Below are 19,231 nucleotides of genomic sequence, written 5' to 3'. Positions count from 1 at the left end.
CTCCCCCGCCCTCACCCGCGTGTCGCAGCGCTCGTGTGCCTGATGGCGGTTGCGTCGGGCGCCAGGGCCCAGACCGATGACGCCGCGCCGTTCTACACCGGCGTCTCGGTCGGCGTGACGCATGTGTCCAATGTCTACCGCGTGGGCGGCGCCACCGCGCTGCCGGAAGGCACCACCAACAGCGACAACGTCACCACGGCGGCCCTGCTCGCCGGGCTGAACACGCGCCTGGGCCGGCAGCGCCTGAGCTTCGACGGCTCGCTGCAGGACAACCGCTACGCCAACAACAGCACGCTGAACAACAGTGCCTACTCCCTGCGCGGCGCGCTCGACTGGGAGACCGTGGGCGATCTCTCCGGCACGCTGAACGCGCAAGCCAGCCGCTCGCTCGCGCAGTTCAACCTCGGCAACGGTGCCGAACTCGTGACCCAGAAGAACCTGGAGCGCAGCCGGGAAGTCAATGCGGTGGCCCGGCTCGGCGCCAACTTGCGTTACTCGCTGGAGGCCGGCCTGAACCACCGCTCGCGCGACTACACCGCCGAGCAGTACGACCGCTTCGTCTACTCCCAGAACACCGCCACCCTGGGCGCGTATGCGCGACCGGGTGGCAATGTGCGCCTGGGCCTCGTGGCACGGCGCACCGAGGGCGAGTACCCGCGCTACCCGATCTATATCTCGATCTTCCGGGTCGGCAGCCAGACCATCGACTACCGCCGCAACGACGTCGACCTGACGGCCAACTGGACCACCGGCGGCAGCAGCCAGCTCTTCACCCGCATCAGCACCAGCCGGGTGCACCACGACCCGGTCAACGGGCCGCTGCGCGACTTCCATGGCACCACCGGGGCCGTCAACTGGACGTGGCAGCCCACCGGCAAGATCAACCTCGGCGTGCAACTGGTGCGCGATACCGGCCAGGAGACTCTCCTGAGCACCACCAATGTCAACCGCGTGGGCACCAGCTGGCAGCTCAACGGCGTCTACGCGCTGACCGGCAAGCTCAGCTTCAACGCCACCGCCACCGGCAGCCGCAGCGAGCGCGACGACGGCGGCTTCGACAGCGAACGCACCCAAGGCATCGGCCTGCGCTGGGCCTACTCGCGCGGCCTGAGCCTGGCCTGCCAGTACAACCACGCCAGCCGCGACAGCAGCGTGCTGCAGTACGTGTACACCGCCAGCAGCTACGGCTGCACCGGGCAGGCCCTCTTCTTCTGATGAACACCATCCTGCTGACCGGCGCGGCCGGCTACATCGCCTCCCACACCTGGCTGGCCCTGCAGCAGGCGGGCTACCGCGTCGTGGGCGTGGACAACTTCGCCAACAGCTCGCCCGTGGTGCTGGAGCGCCTGGCCGAGCTGGCAGCCGCCCCCATCGAGTTCGAGCGCGCCGACGTGTCTGACGCGGCCGCGCTGGACGCCGTGTTCGCGCGCTACCAGCCCGCCGCGGTGGTGCACTTCGCCGCCTTCAAGGCCGTGGGCGAATCGGTGGCCCAGCCGCTGGCCTACTACCGCAACAACCTGGGCGGCCTCGTCAACACCTGCGAGACCATGCAGCGCCATGGCTGCAGGCGCATGGTGTTCAGCTCCAGCGCCACGGTCTACGGTGCCCCCGAGACCCTGCCGCTGCGCGAAGACGCCCCCACGTCGGCCACCAACCCCTACGGCGCCACCAAGCTGATGGGCGAGCAGATCCTGCGCGACCTCGGCGTGAGTGACCCGGCCTGGCAGACCGCCTGCCTGCGCTACTTCAACCCGGTGGGCGCGCATGACAGCGGCCGCATCGGCGAAGACCCGCGCGGCACGCCCAACAACCTGATGCCCTACGTCGCCCAGGTGGCCGTGGGCCGGCGCGAGAAGCTCTCGGTGTTCGGGGGCGACTACCCCACGCCCGACGGCACCGGCGTGCGCGACTACATCCACGTGACCGACCTGGCCGAGGGCCACGTCGCAGCGCTGAACCGCCTGCTCGGCCAGCCCGGCTCGCTGACCGTCAACCTCGGCACCGGCCAGGGCTACAGCGTGCTCGATCTCGTGCGCGCCTACGAAATGGCCAGCGGCCGCCCGGTGCCCTACGAGATCGTCGCGCGCCGCCCCGGCGACGTGGCCGCCTGCTGGGCCGACCCATCCGCCGCCCGCGAACAACTGGGCTGGACAGCGAAACTCGACCTGGCCCGCATGTGCGAGGACAGCTGGCGCTGGCAGCAACTCAATCCCCTTGGCTTCAACCCCTCCTGACAACATGATCCAGGTCCAACCCGTCATCATGGCCGGCGGTTCCGGCACGCGCCTGTGGCCGCTGTCCCGTGCAGGCTACCCGAAGCAGTTCCTCGTGCTCGCGGGCAACGAGAGCCTGTTCCAGCTGGCTGCGCGCCGCCTGGCCGCCCTGGGTGGACCGGGGCTGGAGCTGGCCGCGCCCTGCATCGTCGGCAACGAGGAGCACCGCTTCCTGGTGCTCGACCAGCTGCGCGAGACCAAGCTCGAACCCAGCAGCGTGCTGCTGGAGCCCTTGGGCCGCAACACCGCACCGGCCCTGACGCTGGCTGCGCTGGCGGCCCTGGAAGGCGGGCGCGACCCGGTGCTGGTCGTCACCCCGGCCGACCAGACAGTCACGCAGCCCGCAGCCTTCACCGCGGCCTTGCAAGACGCCATCCGCATCGCGGCCGACGGCGCGATCGCCATCCTGGGCATCACGCCGGACCGCCCGGAGACCGGCTACGGCTACATCCGCACCACCGCCGACGCGGGCGGCCTGGCAGTCGCCCAGTTCGTCGAGAAGCCCAACCTCGAGACCGCCGAGCGGTATCTCGCCGAAGGCGGCTACTACTGGAACAGCGGCATGTTCGTGCTGCGCGCCAGCGTCTGGATGAAGGCGCTGGAGCGCTTCCGCCCCGACATCGCCACCGCCACCCGCGCGGCGTGGGACGCCCGCAAGGTCGACAGCGTGTTCGTGCGCCCCGGCAAGGCCGAGTTCGCCGGCGTGCCGAGCGAGTCGGTCGACTACGCCGTCATGGAACGCTGCCCCGGCACCGACCTCCCGCTGCGCATGGTGGCCCTGGACGCCGGCTGGAACGACCTCGGCGCCTGGGAGGCCGTCTGGCAGGTGGCCGACAAGGACGATGCCGGCAATGCGTCCGTGGGTGACGCGCTGATCGCCGACTGCAAGGACACCCTGGTGCATGCCACCAGTCGCCTGGTCGGCGTCGTCGGCCTGACCGACATCGTCGTGGTCGAGACGCCCGATGCCGTGCTGGTCAGCGACCGAGCCCGCAGCCAGGAGGTCAAGCAGATCGTCAACCGGCTGGGCGCCGAGCAGCGCGGCGAACAGGCCCTGCACCGCAAGGTGCACCGTCCCTGGGGCTGGTATGACAGCATCGACAACGGCCCGCGCCACCAAGTCAAGCGCATCATGGTCAAGCCGGGCGCGTCCCTGAGCCTGCAGATGCACCACCACCGCGCGGAGCACTGGATCGTGGTGAGTGGCACCGCCGAGATCGTCAACGGCGACAAGACCATCCTGCTCACCGAGAACCAGTCCACCTACATCCCGCTGGGCCAGACCCACCGCCTGGCCAACCCGGGCAAGGTACCGCTGGAGATCATCGAGGTGCAGTCGGGCTCCTACCTCGGCGAAGACGACATCGTCCGCTTCGAAGACACCTACGGGCGGGCTTGACCCCCTGATTTCCGGGCATCGCGGGGGGCGAGCGGCGTCTACGATGGCAGCTTGAGCCCTACGAGAACGACAAGATGACGATCCTGGTCACCGGCGGCGCCGGCTTCATTGGCAGCAACTTCGTGCTCGACTGGCTGCGCCAGTCGGACGAACCCGTCGTCAACCTCGACGCGCTCACGTACGCGGGCAACCTCGAGAACCTGGCCGCACTGCAGGGTGATGCCCGGCATGTGTTCGTGAAGGGCGACATTGGCGACCGGGCGCTGGTGGACCGCCTGCTGGCCGAACACCGCCCGCGCGCCGTGGTGCACTTCGCGGCCGAGAGCCATGTGGACCGCTCCATCCACGGCCCCGGCGCCTTCATGAAGACCAACGTCGAAGGCACCTTCACGCTGCTGGAAGCCAGCCGCGCCTACTGGGGCGCACTGGCAGACGACGCCCGCGCGGCCTTCCGCTTCCACCATGTCTCGACCGACGAGGTCTACGGCTCCCTGAAGCCCGAAGACCCGCCCTTCGCCGAGACCCACCCCTACGAGCCCAACAGCCCCTACAGCGCCAGCAAGGCCGCCAGCGACCACCTGGTGCGCGCCTGGCACCACACCTACGGGCTGCCGGTGGTCACCACCAACTGCTCCAACAACTACGGGCCCTATCACTTCCCCGAGAAGCTGATCCCGCTGATGATCGTCAACGCGCTGGCCGGCAAGCCGCTGCCCGTCTACGGCGATGGCCAGCAGATCCGCGACTGGCTCTACGTGACCGACCACTGCAGCGGCATCCGCGCGGTGCTGGCCGGCGGCCGTGTAGGCGAGACCTACAACATCGGCGGCTGGAACGAGAAGGCCAACATCGACATCGTCAAGACCGTCTGCGCCTTGCTCGACGAACTCCGGCCCTCGGCCGACGGCCCCTACGCGCGCCTCATCACCTACGTGAAGGACCGCCCCGGCCACGACCGCCGCTACGCCATCGACGCCCGCAAGATCGAGCGCGAACTGGGCTGGCGCCCGGCCGAGACCTTCGAGACCGGCATCCGCAAGACCGTGCAGTGGTACCTCGACCATCCCGAGTGGGTGGCCCGCGTGCAAAGCGGCGCCTACCGCGAGTGGCTGGACAAGCAATACGGCTGAACGATGAAGATCCTGCTGCTCGGCAAGAACGGCCAGCTCGGCTGGGAACTGCAGCGCTCGCTGGCCGTGGCCGGCGAGGTGGTCGCGCTCGGGCATGAGGACGGCGGTGATTTCAACCAGCCCGACGCGCTGCTGGCGCGCGTGCAGGCGGTCGCGCCGCAGGTCATCGTCAATGCGGCGGCCTACACCGCGGTCGACAAGGCCGAGAGCGAGGCCGAGGTTGCGCGGCAGGTCAATGCCCTCACGCCCGCGCTGCTGGCCATCGAGGCCAAGCGCACCGGCGCGCTGCTGGTGCACTACTCCACCGACTACGTGTTCGACGGCAGCGGCAGCCAGCCGCGCGACGAAGACGCCGCCATCGCCCCGCTCAATGTCTACGGCAGCACCAAGGCCGAGGGCGAAGACGCCATCCGCGCCAGCGGCTGCCAGCACCTCATCCTGCGCACCAGCTGGGTCTACGCGGCCCGCGGCGGCAACTTCGCCAAGACCATGCTGCGGCTGGCGCAGGAGCGCGAGCAGCTCAAGGTGATCGCCGACCAGATCGGCGCGCCCACCGGTGCCGACCTGCTGGCCGACCTGACCGTGCCCATGCTGCGCGCCGCGCGCGTGAACCCGGCACTCGTCGGCACCTACCACGCGGTGGCGGGCGGCGAAACCAGCTGGCATGACTACGCCCGCTACGTCATCGAGTTCGCGCGCAGTCGCGGTGTGAACATCCGCGTCGCCTCGGACCTGATCCTCGCCATCCCGACGACCGACTACCCCACGCCCGCCCGGCGCCCGCTCAACTCGCGCCTGTCGACCACCAAGCTGCAGCAGCGCTTCGGCCTGCACCTGCCGCACTGGCAGCAAGGCGTCGAACGCATGCTGATGGAGACGCTATGACCCAGGCCCGCAAAGGCATCATCCTCGCCGGCGGCTCCGGCACACGGCTGCACCCGGCCACGCTGGCCATCAGCAAGCAGCTGCTGCCGGTGTACGACAAGCCCATGGTCTATTACCCCCTGAGCACGTTGATGCTCTCGGGCATTCGGGACATCCTGCTCATCAGCACGCCGCAAGACGTGCCGCGCTTCGAGGCCCTGCTGGGCGACGGCGCGCGCTGGGGCCTGAACATCCAGTACTGCGTGCAGCCCAGCCCCGACGGCCTGGCGCAGGCCTTCATCCTCGGGCGTGACTTCATCGATGGTGCGCCGAGCGCCCTGGTGCTGGGTGACAACATCTTCTACGGCCATGACTTCGCCGCCCTGCTCGGCAGCGCCACCGCGCGCACCGACGGCGCCAGCGTGTTCGCCTACCACGTGACCGACCCCGAGCGCTACGGCGTCGTCGAGTTCGACGCTGACCGCCGGGCGCTGTCCATCGAAGAAAAGCCCAAGGTCCCGAAGAGCAACTACGCCGTCACCGGCCTGTACTTCTACGACCAACAGGTGTGCGACATCGCTGCCAGCATCAAGCCCAGCGCCCGGGGCGAGCTGGAGATCACCGACGTGAACGCCCAATACCTGCGCCAGGGCGAACTGAATGTCGAGATCATGGGCCGCGGCTATGCCTGGCTCGACACCGGCACGCACGACAGCCTGCTGGAGGCCGGCCAGTTCATCGCCACGCTGGAAAAGCGCCAGGGCCTGAAGGTGGCCTGCCCCGAAGAAATCGCCTTCCGCGCCGGCTGGATCAACGCCGAACAACTCGAAGCCCTGGCGCGGCCCCTGGCCAAGAACGGCTACGGTCAGTACCTGCTCAAGCTGCTCAACGACAAAGCCTTCTGATGAAAGTCACCGCCACCGCCCTGCCCGAAGTCCTGCTGATCGAACCCCAGGTCTTCGGTGACGCGCGCGGCTTCTTCATGGAGAGCTGGAACGAGGCGCGCTTCAACGCCGCCGTCGGTCACGACGTCCATTTCGTGCAGGACAACCATTCCCGCTCCGCCAAGGGCGTGCTGCGCGGTCTGCACTACCAGCTCGCGCCTCATGCACAAGGCAAGCTCGTGCGCTGCGTGAGCGGCGCGGTGTTCGACGTGGCCGTGGACATGCGCCGCAGCAGCCCCCACTTCGGGCGCTGGGTGGGCTTTGAGCTCTCGGCCGAGAACCAGCGGCAGATGTGGATCCCACCAGGCTTTGCGCACGGCTTCCTGGTCATCAGCGACACCGCGGACTTCCTCTACAAGACCAGCGGCCGCTACGCCCCCGAGTGCGAAGGCGCTGTGCGCTGGGATGACCCCACCCTCGGCGTGGCCTGGCCGCTGGGCGGCGAAGCACCCAAGCTCTCGGCCAAGGACGTCGACGCGCCGCTGCTGGCCGACGCCAAGACCTTCGACTGACCCCGCCCGCCGGCCGCAGCCGGCGGCCAGGCGTCAGGCGCCGCGGCCGATGCCGCTGTAGCTGATGCCCAGGGCCTTCATCAGCTTGGGGTCGTAGAGGTTGCGGCCATCCAGGATGACCGGCTGCTTGAGCGCCGCCTTGATGGCATCGAAGTCCGGCGTGCGGAACTCCTTCCACTCGGTCACGATCAGCAACGCGTCGGCGCCCTGCAGGGCCGACTCGGCGCGCTCCACCAGCTTCACGTCGTCACGCGGGCCGAGCACGCGGGCGGCCTCGGTTGCAGCCACCGGGTCGTAGGCGGCCACGGTGGCGCCGCGGCGCGTCAGTTCGTCGATCACCACCAGCGACGGCGCCTCGCGCATGTCATCGGTGTTGGGCTTGAAGGCCAGGCCCCAGATCGCAAAGTGCCGGCCCTTCAAGTCGTTGCCGAAGCGTGCCGTGACCTTGTCCACCAGCACGCGCTTCTGGCGCTCGTTGGCGGCCTCGACGGCAGTGAGCACCTGCAGCGGCAGGCCTTCATCGGCCGCCGCCTTCACCAGCGCCTTCACATCCTTGGGGAAGCAGGAGCCGCCATAGCCGGCACCGGCGTACAGGAACTGGTAGCCGATGCGCGGGTCCGAGCCGATGCCACGGCGCACCAGCTCGATGTCGGCGCCCACCTTCTCGGCCAGCAGGGCCAGCTCGTTCATGAAGCTGATGCGGGTGGCGAGCATCGCGTTGGCGGCGTACTTGGTGAACTCGGCGCTGCGCACGTCCATCACCAGCATGCGGTCCTGGGTGCGGTTGAAGGGGGCGTACAGCGCGCGCATCAGCAGCGTGGCCTGTTCGTCGTCAGAGCCCACGATGATGCGGTCGGGCTTCATGAAGTCTTCAACCGCCGCACCTTCCTTCAGGAACTCGGGGTTGGACACCACCGCGTACGACATGCTGCCCAGGCCGCGCTTGACCAGCTCTTCCTGGATCGCCTCGCGCACCCGGTCGGCCGTGCCCACGGGCACCGTGCTCTTGTCGACGATGACCTTGTAGTCGGTCATGCGCTGGCCGATGGAGCGCGCCGCGGCCACCACGTATTGCAGGTCGGCCGAGCCGTCCTCATCGGGTGGCGTGCCCACGCCGATGAACAGCAGCGTGCCGTGCTGCACGGCCTTGTCCACGTCGGTCGTGAACTGCAGGCGGCCCGCCGCCACATTGCGGCGCACCACCTCCAGCAAGCCCGGCTCGTGGATGGGGATGTCACCGTCGTTGAGGATGCGGATCTTGTCCGGATTCACATCCAGACACACCACGTGATTGCCCATCTCGGCCAGGCAGGCGCCTGTGACCAGACCGACGTAACCGGTCCCGATGGCGGTGACTTTCATGCTTCGTACCCGTTCATTTGCAGATCACGCCTTTGTAATGCACCTGCATGACGGCACGATGCAAATCAGACCTTGTAGTAGTCCCTGTACCAGGCGACAAAGCGCTGAATACCGTCGGGCACAGGCATCGCCGGGCGGAAGCCTGTCCATTCGGCCAGCTCTTCCACGTCGGCATGCGTGGCGGGCACGTCGCCGTCCTGCATGGGCATGAAGTTCTTGATCGCCTCGCGGCCGACTGACTTCTCGATGGCCTCGATGAAGCTCATCAGCTGGATGGGCGCGTGGTTGCCGATGTTGAACACGCGGTAGGGCGCGCTGGAGCGGGCCGGGTCGGCCGTGGCGGGGTCGTAGGCCGGGTCGGCGGTGGCGGTACGGTCGAGCACGCGCACCACGCCTTCGGCGATGTCATCGATGTAGGTGAAGTCGCGGATCATCTTGCCGTGGTTGAACACGTTGATGGCCCGGCCTTCGATGATGGCCTTGGTGAACAGGAACAGCGCCATGTCCGGCCGGCCCCACGGGCCGTACACCGTAAAGAAGCGCAGGCCCGTGGTGGGCAGGCGGAACAGGTGCGAGTAGGTGTGCGCCATCAGCTCGTTGGCCTTCTTGGTGGCCGCGTACAGGCTGATGGGGTGGTCGACGCTGTGATGCTCCGAGAAAGGCATCAGCGTATTGCCGCCGTACACGCTGGAGCTGGAGGCATAGGCCAGGTGCTGCACGCCGCTGTGACGGCAGCCTTCCAGGATGTTGGTGAAACCGACGATGTTGCTGTCGATGTAGGCGTGCGGGTTCTCGATGGAATAGCGCACCCCGGCCTGCGCGGCCAGGTGCACCACGCGGTCGAAGCGCTCGGCGGCAAACAGTTTGGCCATGCCATCACGGTCAGCCACGTCCATCTGCACGAAGCGGAAGCCCGGCTTGGGCGTGAGGCGCGCCAGGCGGTCGTGCTTGAGCTGCACGCTGTAGTAGTCGTTCAGGTTGTCCAGGCCCACGACCTCGTCGCCGCGCGCGAGCAGGATATGGCTGACATGCATGCCGATGAAGCCGGCTGCGCCGGTGACGAGAACTTTCACTGCGGTGACCCTCCGAATATCAGCGCCGGATTGTCGCCGCTTCAACCACGCAGGAGTTGTCTCGCGGCCCCCCAGATGAAGAGGCTGTTCGTCACCAGATAGCGCCGCCACAGGCGCCGCGGCTCGCTCAGCAGGCGGTGAAGCCACTCCAGGCCCGACCGCTGCATCCAGGGCGGCGCCCGGCGGATGGTGCCGGCGTGATAGTCGAAGGCCGCACCCACGCCGATCATCACGGCCTGCACCCGGCCACGCTGCGCCGCCATCCACAACTCCTGCTTGGGGCAGCCCAGCGACACCCAGACCGTACCGGCGCCGGAGGCATTGATGGCCTCGATGTCCCGCGCCAGCTCGTCAGCCGTGAGCTTGCGAAATGGGGGCGACACCGCGCCGGCGATCACCAACCCCGGGAAGGCCGCGCGCAGGCGCGGCTGCAGCAGGGCAAGGGTCTCGTCGGTGCCGCCGTACAGATAGATGCTTTCGCCGCGCGCCGCCGCCAGCGCGCAATAACGCCACATCAGATCGGGCCCGTTGATGCGCTGCTGCCCGGGCGCGCCCAGGCGGCGCATCATCCAGGCCACCGGCGCGCCATCCGACGTGACCATGTCGGCCTCGCGCAGCACCGCGCCAAAAGCGGGGTCCTGGCTGCCGGTCACCACCGAGTGTGCATTGCTGATGCACACATAGCGGCTTTCCCGCCGGGCCGCCCAGGCGCTGACGCGACCGAGGGCGTCGTCCCAGCTCAGCACATCCAGCAACTGGCCGAGCACGGCAATGCGGCGTCGCTCAGTCACGGCGCGGGCCCTCCTCGATGGCGGACTGGTAGATGGACATCAGCTGAGCGTGATTGCGGTCGGCGGTGTAACGCGCCTCGTACACCCGCCGCGCGGCGCGCCCCATGGTGAGCATCGCTTCGGGATGCTCCTGCGCCCAGGTCAGCCGCTGAGCCAGGGCCTGCGCGTCACCAGGCGGAAATGCCAACCCGGTCACGCCGTCCTGCACGATCTCCATCATGGGTTCCATTGCGCTGCAGATGGCGGGCAGACCGCAAGCCATGCCCTCGATAAGGGTGCGCGGCCCGCCTTCCAGCCACACGCTTGCCACCACCTGAGCGGATGCGGTGCACATTCGGGCATACACCTCCTGCAGGGGCAACGCGCCATGCAGGATCAGCCCCGCCGACGCCCGCAGCACCTCCTCGAGCGGGCCGCGCCCCACGACATCGATCGGCACGCCGCTCAAGGCACTCGCCTGAGCAATCGTCGGCCAGCCCTTTTCCTCGGAGAGTCGCCCCACCGCGAGCACGCCTGCCCGAGAGGTGTCCCGGGGCTCCGGCAGGTCGACGAAGTTCTGCTTCACCACGAAACGCTCAGCTGGGAAGCCCGCCGCAACGAAGCGGCTCCGATACGCCTCGTTCAGCACGATGAATCGATTCACACGCCGCTGCCACGTGCCCTTGGCCCGATGCAGCATCAGCATGCCGGCGAGCACGGAACTCTGGGCGACCGAGCCCCGGTAGCAGCCCCGGACCGCACCACGCCACGGCACGCGGCCGACGCAGTCTTCACAAACCTGGCCTTCTCGCAACAACATGGCCTGCGGGCACACGAGACGAAAGTTGTGCAGGGTCTGCACGACCGGCACACCCGCCTCCTGCGCGGCCCAGTGGATGGACGGCGACAGCAACGGAAAGCTGTTGTGCACATGCACTACATCGGGGCGAAACCGCTCGCACAACCGCCGCATCTCGGTAGCCGCCGGGTGCGACCACAGCGTGCGGCCCAGCAAGTCCAATCGCCCCATGCCGCCAATGTCATCGTTGCTGGCGTGAAAGAGCTCGACCTCAGCACCGCGAGCCCGCAGCAGGGCCACCTCGTCGTCCACCACACTGTCTTCACCACCCCGCTGTTGATAGGCGTTGTGGGCGACAAGAATCTTCATCGTCAGCCTCTGCGGATAGGGGCTGCCAGCGCCGCCACCACGCCCTGCGTGAAGTGCCTGGACATCTGCTCAATCGTGTAACGCGCCCCATCGGCCAGGCAGGCCGCGCGCATTGCCTCCCGGGCGCTGCGGTCTTGCAGCAACGCGGCCGACGCCTGCACAAACGCGTCGAGCGAGTCGGCCGTCATCACGCCGTTGCGGCCCGACGCCAGGTAGGCGATCTCGGGCGAATGCAGGCCACAGTCGGTCGTGATCATGGGGGTGCCGCCGACGAAACTGTCGAGGATGTTCAACCCCACCAGCCCCGGGTTCAGCATCACATCAGCCAGTGAGGCGGCCAGCGCCTTGTCGGCCCCTTTGCGAATGCCGAGGACCTTGATCCACGAGGCGCCCTGCGCCGCAGCATCCACCAGATGCTGCTGCGGCCCTCCCCCGATGATCAGCAGCTGAAAGCCGGGCACGCGCTGCCGCAACGCACGCGCGGCTTCAAGCAGGAACTCGATCCGCTTTTCTGTGTACAGCGAGCCCACGTAAAGGCCGACTGGGCCCTCCGTCAGGCCCAACTCGGCCCGGAGCCGCTGCTGCGCCTGCGGCGTCACCGCCTGGAACTGCGCACTGAGCTCCGCCGTGTCGACCGCGTTCTGCAGCACCGTGATGCGATCAGAAGGAAACCCGAGGGCTCGAACCAAGTCCCGGCTCATGTCGGTGTAAGCCAGCCACCAGTCGGCGCGCAACGCGACGCGCGCCTTGAAGCGCTCGCGCAGGCTGTCGCGATTGCCCTGAAGGTTGGCACCGTGACCCCACAGCAGGACGCGGCGGTTGCGCGCCAGGAACTGCTCACCCAGGTTGCAGAGCATCTTGTTCTCAGCCGTGATCACGGTCACGGCCGCATCGCGCGCGAGGTGCCCAAACGGTTGCCAGCAGATGCGGCCGTCGAGGAAGTAGCGCGTCGGCAACCGAACGGCCCAACTCAGCTCACCACTGTCCCGTTTGGTGGCCTCCTGCGCCGTGGGCTCGCCGTGCGCCAGGCACAGCTCCAGGCCCGCATCGCGCAGGTCGCGGCGCAGCAATTCAAAGAAGGGGACACGGTAGTGGGTGAGCCGCCGTTGGACGACGAGAACCCGTCGCGCGACGGCGGAGGTCATGGACATGAAATGGGGCTTCCTGAGGCGCCAAGAGTGTAGGACTGCCGGTTTGCGACTTTCGGTTACACGCGTGAGTTCGTGTCCCTGTGTGAGGCTTCACAAGTCGACTCTCACGGTGCATCGACAGCCGGCTTGTGCATCGCAACAATGCCAAGCGTTGTACCCCGCTGACCTGAGGATCTTCATGAAACTGCCCCCCGCCCCCCTGCCCCTGACCCTGGGGGTGCTCCTCTCGGCAGCGATGACCGCCTGCGGCGGCGGTGCCAGCGGCGACAAGCCCTCCGCCTCGGCCCTCGTCACGCCCGTGTCCGACCCCGCCAGCGCCGTGGTGGCCGCGGCTGTGAGTGCCGATGCTGCGAGCATCCCGGCCAGCGCGGCCAGTGGGGCCGACAGCGCCTCGGCCTCCGCCTCTGCCGCAGAGGCCGGCCCGACGGCAGCAGCCCTTGCGCTCAAGCGAGCCGCGTTGCCCCCGCCGCCCGTGTCCCCGGCCCCTTCCGCTGCGCCAGCCACGGCCACGACCGCAGCGCCGGCGCCCACCCCCAAGACCGAGAACGCGGCGGGTGTTGCGACCGTCGTGACGGCAGCCGCCACCACCGCCCCGGCTCCCGCCACGGCCATCTCGGCGGTGGCCCCCAGCCCAGCGCCCAGTCCTGCCACGGCTACGGCCACGGTCAGCGCCACGGCCGCCGCCGCCCCCAGCCCTGACCGCACCATCCTGGGTGCCTCGGCCGACATCGTCGGCCTGCAATCGACCCTCCTCACCAGCACCACCACCCCCGGCGTGTCCCTGCTGACCGCCGCGGCCGCCGCCACGCCGCCGGCCACCAATGTGCTCACCGCCACCACCACCACCAGCACGGCCAACGCCAGCTGCAAGGTGTCGTACGCCGTGCCCGCCAGCCTCACCACCACCACGCCGGCGCCACGGCCTTCGGTCGGTGGCGTGTTCTACACGAACGCTGAGCTGGCGGTCTGGAAACAGCGCCTGGCCAGCGGCCCCTTCCTGAAGGCGAACGATTTCACGAAGGGCTCGCCGGGCGACTGGGAGCGCATCAGCCAGAACGCTGCCGACTTCATCAAGAACGGCGACAAGGGCCCCTTGACCACGTCCGCTGCTGACGAGTACTCACGTCTCGGCACCGGTGCCCGCGACGCCGCCTTCCTGTTCCTGATGACCGCCGACGGCAATGCCTTCACGGCCGTCAAGACCTACCTGCTGGCCCAGGTCAAGAACCCCGTGGTGGACTTCCCGGCCCGGCTGTGCCTGACCGACAACAGCAACTGGAACCCCGACAGCTACTACTACCAGGCCAGCTGGCTGCTGCGTTATGTGGCCACCTACGACTTCGTGCGCAGCGCGCTGTCCAGCGCCGACCGCGTGACGGTGGAGAACTTCATCCGCCGCAACGCCTACATGCTGGCCACGCAGATGGATGCGGCGCTGGCCAACCTCTTCCCCAATCGGCTGAAGGGCGACTACAGCAAGAAGCTCTGGGTCGCCACGGCCACCAACGGCATCGTGTCATGGTGGTCCAAGCGCTACGACACCAATGGCGACTGCAAGGTCGACAGCAGCGATATGGCCAGCGCGGCACCGGTCTATGCCTATGTGCGGGCCGATGGCGTGGTGGGGCCGCGCATCACCGAGCTCTCGCAGTTCTACAACAACCGCCGGGCCGCGACTGCGCTCACCTTCGGCGCGGCGGGCCTGGTGTTGGGCGATGCCGTGCTCATCAGCAGCGCCAAGCGCTACGTGTTCGAGTGGCTGACATATGGCGTCTGGCCGGACGGGAGCCAAGGCGAGTACGCCCGCAATGGCGACTACTGCATCCCGCAGCAGGGGGTGATCTACAGCGCCGCGAACACGGCCAGCGCCGCGCTGCTGGCCACCCTGCTCTCGCGCCAGAACGACACCACCCTCACCGCCTTCAAGACCCGCGACGGCCTATTTGGCAGCGAGAGCACCGGCACCGCCCCAGACAAGACGCTCGCCCTCGCCGTGCAGACGCAGCTCGGCCTGATCAATGGCACGATCAAGTGGTACTACCACAAGCCCTGGCTGCCGAAGCAGACGCCGGTGGAAGCCGATGCCATGACGGGCTTTCGCAGCTATTACATGAAATCCACCAAGCCGCTGGAGAACTACCAGGAGCTGGGCCTGCTGCCTGCCGCGAAGATCCTGCCGAGCACCAACATCGCCGGCATCGCGCTGCGCGACAAGGCCGTCACGAGCCTGCCCTTCCCCGGCGCCACGGGCAACTCCGTGACCACCGGCTGGGGCAACTGGAACGACCCGTTCAACGCCCTGCCCGCCGCGCTGCTGATTCGCCCCTGAGGCCGCCTCGCTCGGCCCAGCCCCGCCACTTGCGGGCAGGGTCAGGCGTTGACGATGCCCTGCTGGCGCATCCAGATCTCGGCATTCATGAAACGCCACACCGGGAAGCCTCGCGCCGCCGCCTGAGGGTCGAGCAGCGTCTTGGCCAGCCGGTCGGCGTTCCAGATGCGGCGCGAGCGAAACTCGGGCGAGTGCACCAGGGCGGCCACCATGGCGCGGCTGGACGGCTCCCGCATCCAGCGGTCAAACGGCGTGGCGAAGCCGATCTTGTTGTGGTTGTGCAAGATGCTGGCCGGCAGCCGGTGCGCAAAGGCCTCGCGCAGCACGCGCTTGGTGATGCCGCCGCTGAACAGCGCGTCGTCGGGCAGCGAGAAGGCGAACTCCATCAACCGGTAGTCGATGAAAGGCGAGCGGATCTCGACCGACTCGCTCATCGACGACTGATCTTCGTAATGCAGGATCTGGTTGAAGCCAAAACTCAGCAGCTGTGAGCGCAGGTGGTGGCGCAGGTTGGCGCCGCCACGCTGCATGGTGACCTCGGGCAGGCGCCCGTGGTGGCTGGCATGGAAGGCACCGTCCAGCACCGTGGAGGCCCGCTCCACATAGCGCGCGCGGTAGGCGGATGCGGCGCGCCGGCCCAGCATGGCCTTGGCCGTCTGCATGGCCAGCTGCGTGAAGCCCATGCCCATCAGGCGCTGCATGGCGCGGGCTTCGTTCAGGGCGGCGGCGGGGCGGGTCTGCAGCAGGTCGAGCAGCCGGTAACCCACGATGTAGCGGCCGTAGCCGGCCAGCGCCTCGTCGGCCCCTTGCCCATTGATGACGACCTTGATGCCCTGTTGGCGAATGGCCGCCATCAGTTGCTGGTGCACGAAGGACGTGGAGCTGGCCACCGGCTCCTGCATCCGGCGCACGAAATCCTCCATGCCGGTGCTCAGGCTCTTGCCACCGGGCGTGAGCAGCACCGAGCGCACATGGCCGCAAGTGGCCATCAGGTCCTTGACGGCCGCGCTTTCATCCTGCGGCTGGCCGGGATAGACGGCGGTGAAGGCCGTGACGTCGGTCTGCGCGAGATGACCCGCGTCGATTGCATCGTTCACGGTGGCGCAGATGGCCGACGAATCCAGCCCGCCGCTTTGCAGCAGCGCCACCGGCACATCGCTGCGAAAGCGCAGGCGCACCGCGTCAGTCAGCAGGGCCCGGTAGGCCTCGGCGCGCTCGGCCGGCGGCGGCGCGGCCTGGCTGCCGCGCTGCGGCAGCTCCCAGTGCGGCCAGCTGCGAAACTGCCCGGCGGCATTGAGCACGCCGCTGTGGCCCGGCAGCAGCTCCTGCACACCGTCAAAGAAGGTGTCACCGTCGGAGATGCGGTAGCCGTAGGCCAGGTAGGCATGCAGCTTGGTGAGGTTGGCCTGGCCGTTCATGCAGCCGGCCGCCTTCAGGCCGGCGGGCTCGCTGGAGAAGCTGAAGGCCTGCGGCGACTGATGAAAGTAGAACGGCTTGACGCCGAAACGATCGCGCGAGACGAACAACTGCTGCGCGCGGCGGTCCCACAGCGCAAAGGCCCACATGCCGTTGAAGCGCCGCACACACTCAGCGCCCCACTGCTCGTAGGCGTGCAGGATGACCTCGGAGTCGCTCTGCGAGCGAAAGACATGACCCGCCGCCTTCAGCTCGGGCATCAGCTCCAGGTAGTTGTAGATCTCGCCGTTGAACACGAGGGCCAGCGAGCGGTCCTCGTTGAACATGGGCTGGTTGCCCGCATCGGACAAGTCGAGGATGGACAGCCGGCGATGGCCCAGGCCCACACGGGCTTCGTCAATGAACGCCCCGTCGCCATCGGGCCCACGGTGCGCCAAGGCATCGTTCATGCGCCGAATCAGCGCTTCGAGCGGTACGCCGTCTGACCTGCCTTGCAGGCGCACCACCCCATTGATTCCGCACACGTGACACGCCCCCCCGAAGCAACTCAGCGGACGCGACTCAGGCCTCGCACCCCCTCGAACAACACCTTGACGTAGGGCCATGCGAAATAGGCGGGCCAGCGCCATCCCCCATGGCGTCGTGTCAACACCAACCAGGAGCGCCAAGGCAATCCCTTACGCCCCAACAGGTGTAACCAACGTTTGCTCAATGGTAAAGAAACATCCTTGAAAGTTCCGTTAACCGGGTTGTTACTGCAAGCCCCCTGAAAGCCAGGGGCCAGGAGCAGGCGCACGCCCAGGCGGCGGGCGCGCAGGCCGTAGTCGATGTCGCCCATGGCGTGCTCGAAGGCGGGGTCGAGCAGACCCACCTGCTGCACCACGGGCCGCGGCAGCAGCACCACGTTGCCGTTGAAGGTTTCCACCTCCTGGGCTTCATCGGTGGGCGGCACCAGCACGAAGGACAACGGGCGGCCAGGCGCACGCACCCGTTCGCCACCGTAGCTGTGCCGCCCCGTGGCAGCGTCTTGCGTGCTGCCCACAACGATCACGCCGCCCGGCTGGCTGGCGGCGGGTAAGCAGCTGAACATCACGGCCAGAGCCTGCTCGTAGAGCATGGTGTCGTCATTGAGCAGCAGCAGGTAGTCGGCCGGCGTCTGCAGCCCGAGTTCCATGGCGCGGTGCATACCGCGGCACCAGAACAGCGGCGTGCCCCGGTTGACCTCCACCGTCACCCACGGATAGCGCTCGCGCACCTGCTCGGCCGTGCCGTCATTGCTGCCGTCGTCCACCAGCACGGCCGACAGCTCGACGCCGGCACGGGCGGCCGACACCTGCAGCGCGGCCAGGCTGGCCAGGGTCTTGTCGGCGCGGTTGAAGCAGGTGAGCAGCGCGCACAGGCGTGGTGCGGCAACTGGGGTTCCTCGGTCATTCATCGGAAGGTTCATGCGGGGCGGGGTTTGTAGGTCGCGTAGGGCGGATGGCCCACCGGGCGGGCGGCCGGCCGCAAACCCGCCACTGCGGCGATCGCCATGCCCAGCACCAGCAACTGCATGAAGTCCACCGCGTAAGCCACGTAGTAAGCCATCTGCACGGCCAGCAGCATCAGCAGCAGGGCCGCCCAGTCGGCGTCGCCGCCGTCTGAGCGTCGGCAGGCGCGCCACAAGCCGCGCAGGGCGCTGCCCAAGGCCCACAGCAGGCCGGCAAAGCCGAGCACGCCGGTGCCCACCAGTTGGCTGACGTAGTTGTTGTGGGCGCCGAAGCCGATGCGCACCAGCCGGCCGTCCTTGTCGGCCACCAGCCGCGTGGTGTCACCTCCCAGCGGCTTGCCCACCAGGATGTGCCGCAGGCCGCCCTGCCGCCAGTCGGTCAAGGTGGCACGCCAGTTCTCGAATCGCGCCTGGACGGTGCCCTCGCCCGCGGCCGCCCGCTGGGCACTGCTCACCACCTCCTGGCTGACGCGCCCGCCCACAGACAGACCGCCCACCACCAGCAGCGCCATCACGCCCAGCGCGCCGAGTTGCTGCCAGACCGGCATGCGCTCCGCACGGGCCAACAAGATGCTCACGCCCACGCCCACCATCGTGGCCAGCCACACCGAACGGTGCTGCAGCGCCACCACCAGCCCCAGCATCAGCGGCAGCATGACGCGCAGCACGACACCGGCACCGCTGATGTGGGCAAAGTACAGCCCCAGCAGCAGGGCCTGCGCCAGCAGAAGTGTGTGCTGCGATCCGATGACACGAATGGCTCCGTCGATGTTGTAAGTGCCTCCCGGCGGGAGCAGGTCCGAGATCTGCAGGTAGTACACACACCACCGGTAGACCGTGAGGGTGGCCAGGCCCACGGCAAGCCACGCCAGCGCCCGCACCAGCAACCGCACTTGCGGCCGGGCCATCGGGAAGCTCATCGCATAGCTGGCGGCAACGATGGCATAGAAATCGCCCCGTGCCTGCACACCGGCCGCCGTCCCCTGCGTGGCCAGGCCCCAGGCCAGGTTGCCCAGAAAGACCAACACGTAAAGCACCCAGCCGGGGTGGCGCCAGGGCACGTCTTTGGCCACCAGCCAACGCAGGCCGGTCACCGCCCCCAGCAGGATCAACGGCACGTCGGCCACATAGAGCCGCACGCCGAGCTGAAGCACCGGCGCCGACTGCGTGGACGCATCCAGCCACGACGTCACGGCCAGCAGCGCCAGGCCGAAGCCGAAGCTGCGATAGCTGCCCAGGAAGAGCACGATGAGGCTGACGGCGGCCAGGAAGGCCACCACGTAGGGCAAGGTCTGAAGCGCCCAATAGAGTATTTGCATCAGATCCCTCTCATTTCCAACGACGGTCCACC

The 19,231-nt window shown here is 68.2% G+C and carries 16 protein-coding genes; 8 read left to right on the top strand and 8 right to left on the bottom strand.

Translation table 11 applies throughout. The annotated features are described in order from the left end of the window. Nucleotides 1–42 precede the first annotated feature (42 nt). The 7 genes from CDO81_RS13365 to rfbC all read left to right on the top strand — a co-directional run bounded on the left by CDO81_RS13365 (nt 43) and on the right by rfbC (nt 7,122). The gene (locus tag CDO81_RS13365) at nt 43–1,215 is read left to right on the top strand and encodes a porin family protein (protein ID WP_088483718.1); all 1,173 of its coding nucleotides are present in this window, start codon (nt 43–45) and stop codon (nt 1,213–1,215) included. Beyond that, on the top strand, nt 1,212–2,234 hold the full coding sequence (gene galE / locus CDO81_RS13360) for a UDP-glucose 4-epimerase GalE (RefSeq protein ID WP_088484045.1): 1,023 nt from the start codon (nt 1,212–1,214) through the stop codon (nt 2,232–2,234). Before CDO81_RS13365 ends, galE begins: the two co-directional genes overlap by 4 nt. 4 nt (nt 2,235–2,238) lie before the next feature. Beyond that, nucleotides 2,239–3,672: a mannose-1-phosphate guanylyltransferase/mannose-6-phosphate isomerase gene (locus tag CDO81_RS13355; protein WP_241516991.1), complete on the top strand. Its 1,434-nt coding sequence runs from the start codon at nt 2,239–2,241 to the stop codon at nt 3,670–3,672. Nucleotides 3,673–3,746: 74 nt separating this feature from the next. Beyond that, entirely contained in the window at nt 3,747–4,802 is a 1,056-nt protein-coding gene (rfbB, locus tag CDO81_RS13350) for a dTDP-glucose 4,6-dehydratase (RefSeq protein ID WP_088483717.1), read from the top strand. Nucleotides 4,803–4,805: 3 nt separating this feature from the next. Further along, the gene (gene rfbD, locus CDO81_RS13345) at nt 4,806–5,687 is read left to right on the top strand and encodes a dTDP-4-dehydrorhamnose reductase (protein WP_088483716.1); all 882 of its coding nucleotides are present in this window, start codon (nt 4,806–4,808) and stop codon (nt 5,685–5,687) included. Continuing rightward, nucleotides 5,684–6,571 (top strand): glucose-1-phosphate thymidylyltransferase RfbA, encoded by an 888-nt coding sequence (rfbA, locus tag CDO81_RS13340; protein ID WP_088483715.1) that lies wholly within the window; start codon nt 5,684–5,686, stop codon nt 6,569–6,571. The genes rfbD and rfbA overlap by 4 nt, the downstream gene beginning before the upstream one ends. After that, complete coding sequence (gene rfbC / locus CDO81_RS13335) at nt 6,571–7,122, top strand: dTDP-4-dehydrorhamnose 3,5-epimerase (protein WP_088483714.1); 552 nt, start codon at nt 6,571–6,573, stop codon at nt 7,120–7,122. Before rfbA ends, rfbC begins: the two co-directional genes overlap by 1 nt. Nucleotides 7,123–7,155: 33 nt before the next feature. Here the strand turns inward: rfbC and CDO81_RS13330 are convergent, their stop codons facing one another. The 5 genes from CDO81_RS13330 to CDO81_RS13310 all read right to left on the bottom strand — a co-directional run bounded on the left by CDO81_RS13330 (nt 7,156) and on the right by CDO81_RS13310 (nt 12,640). After that, nucleotides 7,156–8,484, bottom strand: a complete 1,329-nt coding sequence (locus CDO81_RS13330) for a UDP-glucose dehydrogenase family protein (RefSeq protein WP_088483713.1) — start codon at nt 8,482–8,484, stop codon at nt 7,156–7,158. A 65-nt stretch (nt 8,485–8,549) separates the two neighbouring features. Then, the gene (locus CDO81_RS13325; RefSeq protein ID WP_088483712.1) at nt 8,550–9,557 is read right to left on the bottom strand and encodes an NAD-dependent epimerase; all 1,008 of its coding nucleotides are present in this window, start codon (nt 9,555–9,557) and stop codon (nt 8,550–8,552) included. 41 nt (nt 9,558–9,598) lie between these two features. Beyond that, the gene (locus CDO81_RS13320; protein WP_241516990.1) at nt 9,599–10,348 is read right to left on the bottom strand and encodes a WecB/TagA/CpsF family glycosyltransferase; all 750 of its coding nucleotides are present in this window, start codon (nt 10,346–10,348) and stop codon (nt 9,599–9,601) included. Continuing rightward, nucleotides 10,341–11,495, bottom strand: a complete 1,155-nt coding sequence (locus CDO81_RS13315) for a glycosyltransferase family 4 protein (protein WP_088483711.1) — start codon at nt 11,493–11,495, stop codon at nt 10,341–10,343. The genes CDO81_RS13320 and CDO81_RS13315 overlap by 8 nt, the downstream gene beginning before the upstream one ends. 2 nt (nt 11,496–11,497) lie before the next feature. Next, the gene (locus CDO81_RS13310; protein ID WP_158218270.1) at nt 11,498–12,640 is read right to left on the bottom strand and encodes a glycosyltransferase family 4 protein; all 1,143 of its coding nucleotides are present in this window, start codon (nt 12,638–12,640) and stop codon (nt 11,498–11,500) included. A 184-nt stretch (nt 12,641–12,824) separates the two neighbouring features. Between CDO81_RS13310 and CDO81_RS29130 the strand changes: the two genes are divergently transcribed. After that, entirely contained in the window at nt 12,825–14,975 is a 2,151-nt protein-coding gene (locus CDO81_RS29130; RefSeq protein WP_158218269.1) for a hypothetical protein, read from the top strand. 41 nt (nt 14,976–15,016) lie between these two features. Here the strand turns inward: CDO81_RS29130 and asnB are convergent, their stop codons facing one another. Genes asnB through CDO81_RS13285 form a run of 3 tightly spaced genes read right to left on the bottom strand, consistent with a single transcriptional unit; the run spans nt 15,017 to nt 19,199 of the window. Continuing rightward, entirely contained in the window at nt 15,017–16,915 is a 1,899-nt protein-coding gene (gene asnB, locus CDO81_RS13295; RefSeq protein ID WP_420893059.1) for an asparagine synthase (glutamine-hydrolyzing), read from the bottom strand. A 23-nt stretch (nt 16,916–16,938) separates the two neighbouring features. Continuing rightward, nucleotides 16,939–17,826: a glycosyltransferase family 2 protein gene (locus CDO81_RS13290; protein ID WP_088483706.1), complete on the bottom strand. Its 888-nt coding sequence runs from the start codon at nt 17,824–17,826 to the stop codon at nt 16,939–16,941. Between the two features lie 8 nt (nt 17,827–17,834). Next, nucleotides 17,835–19,199 carry an O-antigen ligase family protein gene (locus CDO81_RS13285; RefSeq protein WP_088483705.1) on the bottom strand — a complete coding sequence of 455 codons (1,365 nt, stop codon included), beginning with the start codon at nt 19,197–19,199 and terminating at the stop codon, nt 17,835–17,837. Nucleotides 19,200–19,231: the final 32 nt, after the last annotated feature.

This window comes from Roseateles puraquae (genome assembly GCF_002205845.1).
GTDB classification, from domain to species: domain Bacteria; phylum Pseudomonadota; class Gammaproteobacteria; order Burkholderiales; family Burkholderiaceae_C; genus Pelomonas; species Pelomonas puraquae.
This window is presented reverse-complemented; position numbering and strand designations above follow the sequence as displayed.